Origin of the sequence: Sphaerotilus microaerophilus (assembly GCF_023734135.1) — a bacterium.
GTDB lineage: Bacteria > Pseudomonadota > Gammaproteobacteria > Burkholderiales > Burkholderiaceae_C > Sphaerotilus > Sphaerotilus microaerophilus.
Genome location: NZ_AP025730.1, coordinates 2,366,558 through 2,381,527, shown reverse-complemented (window position 1 = coordinate 2,381,527; position 14,970 = coordinate 2,366,558). Strand labels below are relative to the sequence as shown.

General features: G+C 69.0%; 3 protein-coding genes. All 3 read left to right on the top strand.

Annotation, left to right across the window (positions count from 1 at the left end):
- The first annotated feature begins 309 nt into the window (after positions 1 to 309).
- Positions 310 to 1,791: a TolC family protein gene (locus tag NGK70_RS10335; RefSeq protein ID WP_251973143.1), complete on the top strand. Its 1,482-nt coding sequence runs from the start codon at positions 310 to 312 to the stop codon at positions 1,789 to 1,791.
- A gap of 10 nt (positions 1,792 to 1,801) precedes the next feature.
- Positions 1,802 to 2,683, top strand: coding sequence for an efflux RND transporter periplasmic adaptor subunit (locus tag NGK70_RS10330; RefSeq protein ID WP_251973142.1), 882 nt, complete (start codon positions 1,802 to 1,804; stop codon positions 2,681 to 2,683).
- Between the two features lie 91 nt (positions 2,684 to 2,774).
- On the top strand, positions 2,775 to 14,966 hold the full coding sequence (locus tag NGK70_RS10325) for a VCBS domain-containing protein (RefSeq protein ID WP_251973141.1): 12,192 nt from the start codon (positions 2,775 to 2,777) through the stop codon (positions 14,964 to 14,966).
- Positions 14,967 to 14,970: the final 4 nt, after the last annotated feature.

The window sequence follows — 14,970 nt, the reverse complement described above, 5'->3', positions numbered from 1 at the left end:
TCGCCGCTAGGTGAATCCCCTGCCCTTCAGGACACCCCGAAGCCGCCGATATCTGCGCCGCACAGTTCGGTGCCGTGTCAAGTGTGCGCCGCATCCACCCCCTTGATCGAAGGATCGGCCAAACCGGCACTCCATAGCATCACCACAGACAGAGCCCCACTGCCGACACGGTGCAGGGGCGCATGCACAGGTTTCATTTTTTCGTTTCAAGACCGCACCACGCAGGTGAGCCCCTGCGCAGGGCGGCCGCCGCAGGCGGCCCGGCGGACCACGGAGGCTCCGGCAATCGAATGCCGTTGGAGAACACACATGGCGCACCGTACCACCCGCACCCTCCTCGCCCTGGCCGCCGCAGCGATTGCCGCAGGTTGCTCGCAACTGCCGCTGAAGGACATCAGCAAGGAAGAACACCAGCAGCGGGTGCACAGCGACCGGACCCGCGTGCAGCAGGACGTCCCGCCACTGGGCACCGAGCTCAGCCTGGACGAGGCCATCGCCCGCGCCCTGAAGTTCAACCTGGACCGCCGGGCCCGCCAGATGGAAGAGGCGCTGGCCCTGCAGCAGTGGGATGCCGCCGGCTACGACGCCCTGCCCAAGCTGGTTGCGGCCGCCGGCTACAACGCGCGTGACCGCGACCGCGTCTCCCGCAGCACCGACTCGGTCACCGGTGCCCCCTCGCTGGCCAACCCCTCGATCTCCCAGTCACGCGAGCACACCCTCGTGTCGCTGGACATGAGCTGGAGCCTGCTCGACTTCGGCCTGGCCTACTACAACCAGCAGCAGGCGGGCGACCGCGTGCTGGCCGCTGCCGAGCGCCGCCGCAAGGCCACCCACCTGCTGGTGCAGGACGTGCGCGTCGCCTACTGGCGCGCCGCCTCCGCCCAGCGCCTGCGCGGCGAAGTCCAGCAGGCCATCGCCCTGGCCAACGAGGCCATGGTCGATGCCCGCAAGGCCGAGGACGAGAAGCTGCGCTCGCCACTCGATTCGCTGCGCTACCAGCGCCAGCTGACCGAGAACATGCGCCTGCTCGAGTCCATCGAGAGCGAGCTGGCCACCGCCCGCTTCGAACTGGCCGCGCTGATGAACGCGCCGGTCATCCAGCAACTCAGCTACAGCAGCGACCCCAGCCTGGGCTCGCTGGACCTGCTGTCCACCTCCGCCGAGGCCATGGAAGAGCAGGCCCTGGCCCAGAACGCCGACCTGCGTGAGCACGCCTACCAGCGCCGCATCGCCGCCACCGAGGCCCGCAAAGTGCTGGTGCGCCAGTTCCCCAGCCTCAGCATCAATTTCGGCGCCCGCTACGACACCGACCGCTACCTGGTCGAGAAGAACTGGGCCGAGGCCGGCGTGCAGACCTCCTTCAACTTCTTCAACCTGCTGGCCCTGCCCGCCCAGCAGCGCGCCGCCGAGGCCGGCATCGCCCTGGCCGACCAGCGCCGCCTCGCAGCCCACGTCGCCGTCGTGACCCAGGTGCACGTCGCCCGCGAGCAGCTCGCCTCGTCGCGCAAACAGCTGGAGCGCGCCAACGCCCTCTGGGTCCTCGACGAAAAGATCATGCAGCAGATGCTGCGCCGCGAGCAGGCCCAGGCCGGCTCCAAGCTCGAACGCGTCGCCGCCCAGACCACCATGATCATCAGCCTGCTGCGCCGCTACCAGGCCCTGGCCCAGGTCCACGCCGCCACGAGCCGGCTGCAGGCCACCCTCGGCGTCGATCCGCTGCCCGACAGCACCGACGACCAGACGCTGGAGCAACTGCGCTCCCACGTGTCCAGCCGCCTGCTCGGGTCCTGAGGAGTCGCGCATGAGCCGCCCCGCTCCGATCACACCGATCGCGCCGGCCGCGCTGATCGCCGCTGCACTGCTGGCCGGCCTCGGCGCCCTCGGTGCCCATGGCACCGCCTTCGCCCAGGCGCCGGCACCAACGCCCAAGCCGGTGGCCGCCCCACCGGCCCCCCAGGCCACGCCGGCCGTGCTGCGCTCCGCACCGGCCACGCCAGCGCCAGCAGGCGCCGCAGCGCCCGCACCGGAGCTGCGTGCCCAGCTTTCCCCGCGCCGATTCACCACCCTGGCCGCCGAAATCGGCGCGCGCATCCAGCGCCTGACCGTCACCGACGGGGCCGTCGTGCGAGCGGGCCAGCCGCTGGTCGCCTTCGACTGCAGCCTGCAGCAGGCCCAGCAGGCCCGCGCCCAGGCCACCCTGGGCGCCGCCGAAAAGCAGCTCGAAGTCCAGCAGCGCCTGGTCGAGCTCAACGCCACCGGGCGACAGGAAGCCGAGCAAGCCCAGGCCGAGGTCGCCAAGACCCGCGCCGAACTGGCCCAGATGCACGCCCAGCTCGGCAAGTGCCAGATCAACGCGCCCTTCTCGGGCCGGGTCGCCGAGCTGAAGGTGCGTGAGCAGCAGTTCGCGCAACCGGGCCAGGCGCTCATCGAGCTGATCGACGACAGCGTGCTTGAGGTCGAATTCATCATGCCCTCGCGCTGGCTGCATGGCGTACGGGCCGGCAGCGCGGTGCGCATCGCCGTGGATGAGACCGGCAAGACCTACCCCGCCAAGGTGCTGCGCCTGGGTGCGCGGGTCGACCCCGTGAGCCAGTCCATCAAGGTCGTGGCCGCCATCGATGGCCGCCACGCCGAGCTGATTGCCGGCATGAGCGGCAAGGTGCTGGTGAACGTCCAGCCCTGACCCGGCGCCGCGCGCCACCCGCCCCGCCTCTGCCCGGGCCGCCCCTCGGCCCGCATCGAACGACGAACCGGCCCCCACAAGGCCCGCCGCCATGAACGCACCCACCCGCCGCCGCCACCTGTTCGCCCAAGCCCCCCGCTCGCTCGCGCTGGAAGCCCGATTGATGTTCGATGCGGCGGCTGTGGCCGACGCGGTGCAGCAACTCACCACACCCGCAGAGGCGCCGGCAGCGGCCCACGCCGCCACCGACACCGACCATGCGACGCACGAAGCCACCTCCGCACTGGACGTGGGCATCGCCACGACCGCTGCCCCCCAGGCGGTGGCCAGCGCGACCACGCAGGTGGTCTTCGTGCTCGACGACGTGCAGGACTACCAGCGGCTGGTCGATGGCGTGGCACCGGGCGCGCAGGTCTACGTGCTGGACGCCAGCCGCGACGGCCTGACGCAGATGGCCGAACTGCTACAGGGCCGCAGCGACATCGCCGCCATCCACGTGCTCAGCCACGGCAGCGCCGGCCAGCTGGACCTGGGCACCAATCACCTCAACCAGGGCAACCTGGGGCAGAACAGCGCCCTGCTGTCGCAGATCGGCAGCAGCCTGAGCGCGGATGGGGACCTGCTGCTGTATGGCTGCCGGATCGGTGAAGGCAGCACTGGCATCGGCTTCGTGGCCCAACTGGCCCAGGCCACCCAGGCGGATGTCGCGGCCTCGGACGATGCCACCGGCGCGGCGTCTGCGGGTGGTGACTGGAACCTGGAAGTCCGGGCAGGCGCGGTGGCAACCGCCTCCGCGCTGTCTGCCGACACCATGGCGAGCTACGGCACGGTCCTGTCCGTCACGGACGAGAACTTCGACAGTGCCGGGTCCGTCGATCAGACCGGCACGACCAGCGTCGCTGTTGGCAGTTGGACCTTCACCTCGTCCACCTCGAACCACATCAAGGTAGCCGGTCAGGGTGACCTCCCCGTTCAGTTGAACTCCGACGGGGGCGGCGGTGACCTCGCCCTGGTGTGGAACTACGACGGCGATCCAGTGGCCGACTTCGCGTTCAAGTCGACGGATACGACGAACTTCGACCTCAACTCGTTCCGCCTGGAGTCCGCCTACGGTGGATCGACCACCGTCACGGTCACTGGCTATCGAGATGGCTCAGCGGTCACCGGCGGCGAAGTGGTCAACCTGAACGCTTCGGACAGCGCGGACTCCATCACCTATACGGTGGAAGGAAGTGGCGGTGCTGGCCTGCTGACGCTCGGATCGGCCTTCGACAACGTGGACGAGATCCGCCTGTCGTTCAGCGGATGGGCGACAGCCGCCATCGACGACATCACCATCTCGCCAGCCGTTGTTCCGTCCCCCACGCTCACCAGCGCCACCTACAACGCCAGCACCGGCGTCCTGAGCGTCACCGGCGCCGACATGACAACCGGTGACAGCATCGACCCGAGCAAGCTCACCCTCACCGGCCAGGGTGGCAGCACCTACACGCTCACCAGCGGCAGCGTCACCGCGGCCAGCGCCACCAGCTTTTCGGTCACGCTCAACGCGGCCGACAAGCTGGCCATCAACGGCCTGCTGAACAAGAACGGCACCAGCTCGGTGGGGGGCACCACCTTCAACATCGCCGGCGCGGCCAGTTGGGACAGCACCGCCTCCGCCAGTGCGGACACCACGGGCAACGGCGTGACAGTCAGCAATGTCACAGCGCCCACGATCACCAGCGCCACGTACGACAGCGCCACCAACGTCCTGACGGTCTCCGGCAGCGACCTGGTCGGCAGCGTGGGCGCGAACAACGACATCACGGTGTCGAAACTGACCCTCACCGGCGAAGGCGGCGCCACCTACACGCTGACCAGCAGTGACATCGAGGTCACCAGCGCCACCGGCTTCTCGGTCACGCTCAACGGCACCGACCAGGCGCAGATCGAGCGGCTCCTGAACCGCAACGGCACCTCGTCCACGGGCGGTACCACCTTCAACCTGGCCGCGGCCGATGACTGGAACAGCGTCATCGGCAACACCGACACATCCGACTCGACCAACGGCGTCACCGTGTCGAACGTGCCCGCGCCGACCATCACCAGCGCCACCTACAACGCCGCCACCGGGGCGCTGGTGGTCACCGGCACGGGCTTCGTGTCGGCAAGCGGCGCCGCCAACGACATCGTCGCCAACAAGTTCACCCTCACCGGCGAGGGCGGCAGCACCTACACGCTGACCGACACGGCCAACGTCGAGATCACCAGCGGCACCTCGTTCACGCTGACCCTGAGCGCCACGGACAAGGCCGCGATCGGCCAGATCGTCAACAAGAACGGCACCTCCTCCACAGGCGCGACCACCTACAACCTCGCGGCGGCCGAGGACTGGGCCGCAGGCGCCGACCCCGCCGTCACCGTCGCGGACCTCACCGGCAACGGCATCACGACCAGCAACGTCGCCGTGCCCACGATCACCAGCGCCACCTACAACGGCGGCACGGGCGTGCTGGCAGTCACCGGCACCGGCTTCCTGTCGGTTGCCGGCAGCACGAACGACATCGTCGCCAACAAACTGACGATCACCGGTCAGGGTGGTGCCACCTACACGCTCACCGACACGGCCAACGTCGAGATCACCAGCGGCACGGCCTTCACCGTGACGCTCAGCGCGACCGACAAGGCCGGCGTTGACGCCCTGCTGAACAAGGCGGGCACCTCCTCGAACGGCGGCACCACCTACAACCTGGCCGCCGCCGAGGATTGGTCCGCTGGCGCGGATGCCGCCGTCGTGGTGGCCGACACCACCGGCAACGGCATCACGGTCAGCAATCCGGCGGACACGACACCGCCCGTATTCGTGAGTGCGGCGACAAGCGTGATTGGCGACACCATCACCCTGACCTACGACAGCGCACTCAGCGCCACGACTGCGGCCACCAATCGGTTCACGGTGACCCGGGCAGGCGCTACGGACACCGTGACCGCCGTGTCGGTCTCCGGCTCGACCGTGCAGTTGACCCTTGCAGCGGCGGTCCGGACAGGACAGGCGGTCACCGTTGCCTACAGTGACCTGACGGCTGGCAATGATGCCGCCGCGGTTCAGGACGCGGCAGGTAACGACGCGGCCAGCTTTGCCGCCACATCCGTCACCAACAACGCCCGGGCCAACATCAACTTCGACCTGGCCTACCGCCTCTATGACAACGGGGCGAACACCGGCAGCGGTGGTAGCTACAGCCCACGTGACATCGCCATCAACGACGGCTCGACACCTCTTCAGGCAGGCACACCGATCACGGGCGCGCTCTACTTCGTTGCGTCAGCCAACAGCAGCACAGGCACTGGCACGTTCCAGCTCTCCGCACAGGGCAATGCCATCGAAGGCACCCTCTACCTGCCTGACGGGACCCCCGTGGTCGGGGTCATCGACTTCCAGGACAAGAACGCGGGAGGATCCGGGGACAGTGGTTCGGGTGATGCCGAGATGTTCATCTTCACCGGTCCCAGCGGAGCCAATTACGCGCTGATCACCGACGGCAACAGCGTCGGCTCCACCGCCAATGACGCCTACTCCCCGGTCGAGGTCAACATCAATGTCTCGGCCGACAAGAACTCCCTGCTCGCCAACCTGAATTCCTATCTGACCGAGCAGATCGCGGCGGCCAATGTCGCCCCCTCGATCGATCTCGACTCCAGCGGCGCAGGCACCGGCTGGAGCAACAGCTTCACCGAGGGCGGCAGCGCCGTCACGGTGGTCGACAGCGACGTCCTGGTGTCTGACGCCGACAGCGCCAGCCTGGCGTCGGCAACGGTGGTGCTGACCAACGCCAAGACCGGTGACCAACTCAGTGCCGGCTCGCTGCCCTCAGGTATCACTGCGGTCGTCAATACCGGAGTTGCCGGGCAGATCACGGTCACCCTGACCGGCAGCGCCAGTGCCGCCGACTACCAGACCGCGCTGCAGGCCATCACCTTCTCGAACAGCAGCGCCACGCCAGACACCACGACCCGTTCGATCACAGTGAAGGTCAACGACGGTTCGGCCGACTCGAACCTGGCCACCACCTCGATCACGGTCACCTCGGTCAACAGCGCGCCTGCGTTGAGCAACCTCAACGGCGACTCGGTGACCTTCACCGAAGGCGGCTCCGCCGTGCTGCTGGACGCCAGCGGCAATGCCACCCTCACGGACGCGGACTCCACCGATTTCAATGGCGGCACCCTCACCGCCTCCATCGTCACCAACCGCGTGAGCGGCGAGGACGTGCTGTCCCTGGTGAACCAGGGCAGCGGCGCCGGCCAGTTCGGCCTGTCCGGCAGCAACGTCACCTATGGCGGCACGGTGATCGGCACCATCGCAGGTGGCACCGGCAGCAGCGATCTGGTGGTCACCTTCAACGCCAACGCCACACCGGCAGCGGTTCAGGCCCTGGTGCGTGACCTGACCTACGCCAACAGCAACAGCACCGACCCGACCACGAGCAACCGGACCGTGCGCGTCACCGTCAGCGACGGAGATGGCGGCACGAGCAGCCAGGCCGACATCACCGTCCAGGTCACTCCGGTCAACGACGCCCCGACGCTCGCTGCCACTGGCGCCACGCCCACCTTCACGGAAGGTGGCAGCGCGGTCGACCTGTTCTCCGGCGTCTCCATCGGCACGGTGGAAAGCGGCCAGACCATCCCTTCCCTCACGCTCACCGTCTCGAACCTATCCGACGGCGCCAACGAGCGGTTGAGCATCGATGGCAGCACGATCAACCTGACCAACGGCAACGCCGCCACCACGACCACGAACGGTCTGAGCGTGTCGGTGGCGGTGAGTGCCGGCGCGGCCTCCGTCACCATCACCAAGGCCGGCGGCATCTCCACCGCCACCGCCCAGTCGGTGGTGGATGGCCTGACCTACCAGAACGCCAGCGAGCACCCCACCACCGGCAACCGAACCGTCACCCTGACGTCGGTGTCCGACAACGGGGGCACCGCCAACGGCGGCGTGGACACCACCGCACTGTCGGTAGCCTCGACGGTGACCGTCGGCGCCGTCAATGACACCCCCACCATCACCGCGCCAGCCAGTGTGAGCATCGCGGAGGATGTCGCCACCGCAGTCACCGGCATCAGCTTCAGCGACGTGGACGCCGGCAGCAGCAGCGTCACGGCCACGTTCACGGTCCCCACCGGCAGCCTGTCGGCGACTTCCAGCGGCGGCGTGACGGTGGCGGGCAGCGGCACGGGCTCGATGAGCCTGAGCGGCTCGATCAGCAACATCAACGCCTTCATCGCCGGCAGCAACCTCAGCTTCACGACCGCGAGCAACGCGGCCAGCAACGTCACGCTGACCGTCAGCATCGACGACGGCGGCAACACCGGCGCCGACCCGGGCCTGAGCGGCACGGGCAGTTCAGAGGCGGCCACCACCACCGTCACCCTGGCGGTGAGCGCGGTGAACGACGCCCCGACCAACACGGTACCCGCCGCGCAGAACACGCTGATGGACACCGCGGTGACCTTCAGCAGCGGCAATGGCAATGCCATCAGCGTTGCCGATGTCGACGCAAGTGGCGCCGCCATCCAGGTGACGCTCACCGCCTCGCACGGCACGCTCAACCTGTCCGGCACCACCGGCCTGAGCTTCATCACGGGCGACGGCAGCGCCGATGCCACCATGACTTTCCAGGGCAGCGTGGCCGACATCAACGCTGCGCTGGCTGGCCTGCTCTTCAACCCGACCAGCGGCTACACCGGAGCGGCGGGCCTGTCCATCACCACCAACGACCTGGGCAACACCGGCTCCGGTGGCGCGCTGGACGACACCGATTCGGTCACGATCAATGTCACCGCCAGCAACGTTGCCCCCTCTGCAGCGGACGACAGCGACAGCGTGACGGAAGGCCTGACGCGGGCGGCCACCGGCACCACCGTGCTGGCCAATGACAGCGACGCCGATGTCGGCAACACCCTCACCGTGTCCGGCGTCATTGCTGGCGCAGGCGCCCCGGTGTCCGGCAGCGTCGGCAACAGCATCGCCGGCACCTACGGTCACCTCACGCTCAACAGCGACGGCAGTTGGTCCTACGCCGCGGACAACGCGGAGTCCCTGGCCGCGGGGACCAGCGTCATCGACGCCTTCACCTATGAAGTCTCCGACGGCCATGGCGGCACCGACACCGCCACGCTGACGGTCACCGTCAACGGCGCCAACGATGCGGCGGCCTTCGGCTCAGGTGCGGGTGTGGATGCCGGCTCGGTCACCGAGGACCTGAACGTCTCCGGCGGCCTGATCTCCACCTCCGGCACGCTCACCGTCACCGATGGCGATACGGGCCAGGCCACCTTCACCGCGGGCACCTTTGCCGGCACCCGTGGCAACCTGACCATCGACGCCGCCGGCGCCTGGACCTACTCGGCCCTCAACAGCCAGGCCGCCATCCAGGCCCTGGGCGCAGGCGATCACCTCACCGACACGATCACCGTCACCTCCGCCGACGGCACCCCGCACACCATCACCATCACGATCAACGGCGCCAACGACGCGGCCGCCTTCGGCTCGGGTACCGGGGTGGACAGCGGCTCGGTCACCGAGGACCTCAACGTCTCGGGCGGGCTGATCTCCGACTCGGGCACCCTCACCGTCACCGACGGCGACACCAACCAGGCGACGATCACGGCCGGCACGCTCACCGGCACCTACGGCTCGCTCACCATCGACGCCGCCGGCGCCTGGACCTACAGCGCCACCAACAGCCAGACCGCCATCCAGGCCCTGGGCGCCGGTCAGTCCCTGACCGACACGATCACCGTCACCTCCGCCGACGGCTCCTCGCACACCATCACCATCACGATCAATGGCGCCAACGACGCGGCCGCCTTCGGCTCGGGTACGGGTGTGGATGCCGGCTCGGTCACCGAGGACCTCAACGTCTCGGGCGGGCTGATCTCCGACTCGGGCACCCTCACCGTCACCGACGGCGACACCAACCAGGCGACGATCACAGCCGGCACGCTCACCGGCACCTACGGCTCGCTCACCATCGACGCCGCCGGCGCCTGGACCTACTCGGCCCTCAACAGCCAGGCCGCCATCCAGGCCCTGGGCGCAGGCGATCACCTCACCGACACGATCACCGTCACCTCCGCCGACGGCACCCTGCACACCATCACCATCACGATCAACGGCGCCAACGACGCGGCCGCCTTTGGCTCGGGTGCAGGGGTGGACAGCGGCTCGGTCACCGAGGACCTCAACGTCTCGGGCGGGCTGATCTCCGACTCGGGCACCCTCACCGTCACCGACGGCGACACCAACCAGGCGACGATCACGGCCGGCACGCTCACCGGCACCTACGGCTCGCTCACCATCGACGCCGCCGGCGCCTGGACCTACAGCGCCACCAACAGCCAGACCGCCATCCAGGCCCTGGGCGCCGGTCAGTCCCTGACCGACACGATCACCGTCACCTCCGCCGACGGCTCCTCGCACACCATCACCATCACGATCAATGGCGCCAACGACGCGGCCGCCTTCGGCTCGGGTACGGGTGTGGATGCCGGCTCGGTCACCGAGGACCTCAACGTCTCGGGCGGGCTGATCTCCGACTCGGGCACCCTCACCGTCACCGACGGCGACACCAACCAGGCGACGATCACAGCCGGCACGCTCACCGGCACCTACGGCTCGCTCACCATCGACGCCGCCGGCGCCTGGACCTACTCGGCCCTCAACAGCCAGGCCGCCATCCAGGCCCTGGGCGCAGGCGATCACCTCACCGACACGATCACCGTCACCTCCGCCGACGGCACCCCGCACACCATCACCATCACGATCAACGGCGCCAACGACGCGGCCGCCTTCGGCTCGGGTACCGGGGTGGACAGCGGCTCGGTCACCGAGGACCTCAACGTCTCGGGCGGGCTGATCTCCGACTCGGGCACCCTCACCGTCACCGACGGCGACACCAACCAGGCGACGATCACGGCCGGCACGCTCACCGGCACCTACGGCTCGCTCACCATCGACGCCGCCGGCGCCTGGACCTACAGCGCCACCAACAGCCAGACCGCCATCCAGGCCCTGGGCGCCGGTCAGTCCCTGACCGACACGATCACCGTCACCTCCGCCGACGGCTCCTCGCACACCATCACCATCACGATCAATGGCGCCAACGACGCGGCCGCCTTCGGCTCGGGTACGGGTGTGGATGCCGGCTCGGTCACCGAGGACCTCAACGTCTCGGGCGGGCTGATCTCCGACTCGGGCACCCTCACCGTCACCGACGGCGACACCAACCAGGCGACGATCACAGCCGGCACGCTCACCGGCACCTACGGCTCGCTCACCATCGACGCCGCCGGCGCCTGGACCTACTCGGCCCTCAACAGCCAGGCCGCCATCCAGGCCCTGGGCGCAGGCGATCACCTCACCGACACGATCACCGTCACCTCCGCCGACGGCACCCCGCACACCATCACCATCACGATCAACGGCGCCAACGACGCGGCCGCCTTCGGCTCGGGTACCGGGGTGGACAGCGGCTCGGTCACCGAGGACCTCAACGTCTCGGGCGGGCTGATCTCCGACTCGGGCACCCTCACCGTCACCGACGGCGACACCAACCAGGCGACGATCACGGCCGGCACGCTCACCGGCACCTACGGCTCGCTCACCATCGACGCCGCCGGCGCCTGGACCTACAGCGCCACCAACAGCCAGACCGCCATCCAGGCCCTGGGCGCCGGTCAGTCCCTGACCGACACGATCACCGTCACCTCCGCCGACGGCTCCTCGCACACCATCACCATCACGATCAATGGCGCCAATGACGCCCCCACCGCCGGCAATGCGTCCAACCCGGACTGGAGTGCCTCTGCTGGCAAGTACGTCGTCTCCACCCCCGAGGACACGCCTCGCTCCGGGTCGATCGACACTGGCGATGTCGATGGCAATGCGCTGAGCTTTGCAGCCTCCACCGCGCCGGCCCATGGTTCGGTCACGCTCAATGCGGCCACCGGCGCCTGGGTCTACACGCCCGCGGCCAACTTCCACGGCAGCGATTCGTTCGTCGTCACGGTCTCCGACGCCAACGGCGGCTCCACGCTGGTCACGGTCGACGTGACGGTCACGCCGGTCAACGATGCACCCACCGCCGGCAATGCGTCCAACCCGGACTGGAGTGCCGCCGCTGGCAAGTACGTCGTCTCCACCCCCGAGGACACGCCTCGCTCCGGGTCGATCGACACTGGTGATGTCGATGGCAATGCGCTGAGCTTTGCTGCCTCCACCGCGCCCACCCACGGCACGGTGGCCATCGATGCGACCACCGGCGCCTGGGTCTACACGCCCGCGGCCAACTTCCACGGCAGCGATTCGTTCGTCGTCGCCGTCTCCGACGGCAACGGCGGCTCCACGCTGGTCACCGTCGAGGTCACGGTCACGCCGGTCAATGACCTGCCCACCGCCGGCAATGCGTCCAACCCGGACTGGAGTGCTGCCGCTGGCAAGTACGTCGTTTCCACCCCCGAGGACACGCCTCGCTCCGGGTCGATCGACACTGGCGATGTCGATGGCAATGCCCTGAGCTTTGCTGCCTCCACCGCGCCCACCCACGGCACGGTGGCCATCGATGCGACCACCGGCGCCTGGGTCTACACGCCCGCGGCCAACTTCCACGGCAGCGATTCGTTCGTCGTCGCCGTCTCCGACGGCAACGGCGGCTCCACGCTGGTCACCGTCGAGGTCACGGTCACGCCGGTCAATGACCTGCCCACCGCCGGCAATGCGTCCAACCCGGACTGGAGTGCCGCCGACGGCAAGTACGTCGTCTCTACCCCCGAGGACACGCCTCGCTCCGGGTCGATCGACACTGGTGATGTCGATGGCAATGCCCTGAGCTTCGCCACTTCCACCGCGCCGGCCCACGGTTCGGTCACGCTCAATGCGGCCACCGGCGCCTGGGTCTACACACCCGCGGCCAACTTCCACGGCAGCGATTCGTTCGTCGTCGCCGTCTCCGACGGCAACGGCGGCTCCACGCTGGTCACCGTCGAGGTCACGGTCACGCCGGTCAACGACCTGCCCACCGCCGGCAATGCGTCCAACCCGGACTGGAGTGCCGCCGACGGCAAGTACGTCGTCGCTACCCCCGAGGACACGCCTCGCTCCGGGTCGATCGACACTGGCGATGTCGATGGCAATGCCCTGAGCTTCGCCACTTCCACCGCGCCGGCCCACGGTTCGGTCACGCTCAATGCGGCCACCGGCGCATGGGTCTACACGCCCGCGGCCAACTTCCACGGCAGCGATTCGTTCGTCGTCACGGTCTCCGACGCCAACGGCGGCTCCACGCTGGTCACGGTCGAGGTCACGGTCACGCCGGTCAATGACCTGCCCACCGCCGGCAATGCGTCCAACCCGGACTGGAGTGCCTCTGCCGGCAAGTACGTCGTCGCCACCCCCGAGGACACGCCTCGCTCCGGGTCGATCGACACTGGCGATGTCGATGGCAATGCCCTGAGCTTCGCTGCCTCCACCGCGCCGGCTCATGGTTTGGTCACGCTCAATGCGGCCACCGGCGCCTGGGTCTACACGCCCACCGCCAACTTCCACGGCAGCGATTCGTTCGTCGTCACGGTCTCCGACGGCAACGGCGGCTCCACGCTGGTCACCGTCGAGGTCACGGTCACGCCGGTCAACGACCTGCCCACCGCCGGCAATGCGTCCAACCCGGACTGGAGTGCCGCCGACGGCAAGTACGTCGTCTCTACCCCCGAGGACACGCCTCGCTCCGGGTCGATCGACACTGGTGATGTCGATGGCAATGCCCTGAGCTTCGCCACTTCCACCGCGCCGGCTCATGGTTTGGTCACGCTCAATGCGGCCACCGGCGCCTGGGTCTACACGCCAGCCGCCAACTTCCACGGCAGCGACAGCTTCGTCGTCGCCGTCTCCGACGGCAACGGCGGCTCCACGCTGGTCACCGTCGAGGTCACGGTCACGCCGGTCAATGACGCGCCGGCCTTCGGCGCGCTCGATCCGGCCGACACCCAATTCACGACCTACCAGGACAGCACCTGGTCCGGCCGCCTACCCGGCGCCAGCGATGCAGATGGCGACACGCTCACCTACGGCAAGGCCGGGGAGGCCGCACACGGCACGGTGGAAATCGCCGCCGATGGCAGCTACCGCTACACACCGGCCGAGGGCTTCCACGGCAGCGACAGCTTCCTCGTGCGCATCAGCGATGGCGCGGGTGGCACGGCCACCGTGCGCGTCGACGTCGAGGTGCTGGCCGCACCGACGATGGATCTGCCTGCGGCATCGGACCTGGGCCGCTCCGACAGCGACCGGGTCACGAGCGCCGACGTGATCGACCTCGCTGGCAGCGCGCCGCCCAACCAGACGCTGCGGCTGTACGCTCCCGACGGCCAGCTGCTGGCCACGGTGCGCAGCGATGCGAATGGCGTGTGGCGTGCGAGCGGGCTGCCGATCGCGACGCTGCGGGGCGACCTGGCCGGTGCCGACGTGGGCGCACCAGGTGTGTACACCTTCAGCCTGCGCCCGGTGAGGGCCGACGGCAGCAACGGCGCAGCGGTGGCGCTGGCGGTGACCCGTGAGTTGCCGCCCCTGCCTGCGGCAGACACCCCGGCACCGCCCCCGGCGCCGGAAGCCGCGCCCGCGCCCATGCCCGAACCGCCGGCTCCGCCACCCGCGCCCCGCGCGGCGTTCGACTCCGCCCTGCGCAGCGCCGACACACCGCCCGCACCAACTCCGGGCGTGCTGCAGCGCGGCAGCACGGACGGCGACATCTACACCCGCGCCAGCGGCTTCCGCGTCATGGTGAGCCCGTCCAACGAGCCCAGCCTGAAGCCCTACCGCGGCGTGGACGACCAGGTGGTGCCCGCGGGGCGGACGTTGATCGTGCAGGTGCCGGCCGATGCCTTCGTCCACACCCAGATCAACGAAACCATCGACCTGACGGCCACGCTGGCCAACGGCCAACCGCTGCCGTCCTGGCTGATCTTCGACGGCAAGTCGGGCAAGTTCATCGGCCAGCCGCCGGTCGGGCTGTTACAGGATCTGGCAATCAAGGTCACTGCGCGCGATAGCCAGGGGCGGCAGGCCACCACAATGTTCCGCATCAAGGCCAGCGACGTCAGCTCGACCTCGCGGGCCCCCTTGAGCCTGCAGCTGATGCGCCGCGAGGCCCTGGCCCTCGACAAGGCCGGTGGCCCGGGACGCGCTGATGCCCCGGCAGGATGGAAGGCGGTGAGTCGCGCGCCGGTGGCCCGCGGCTGATCGC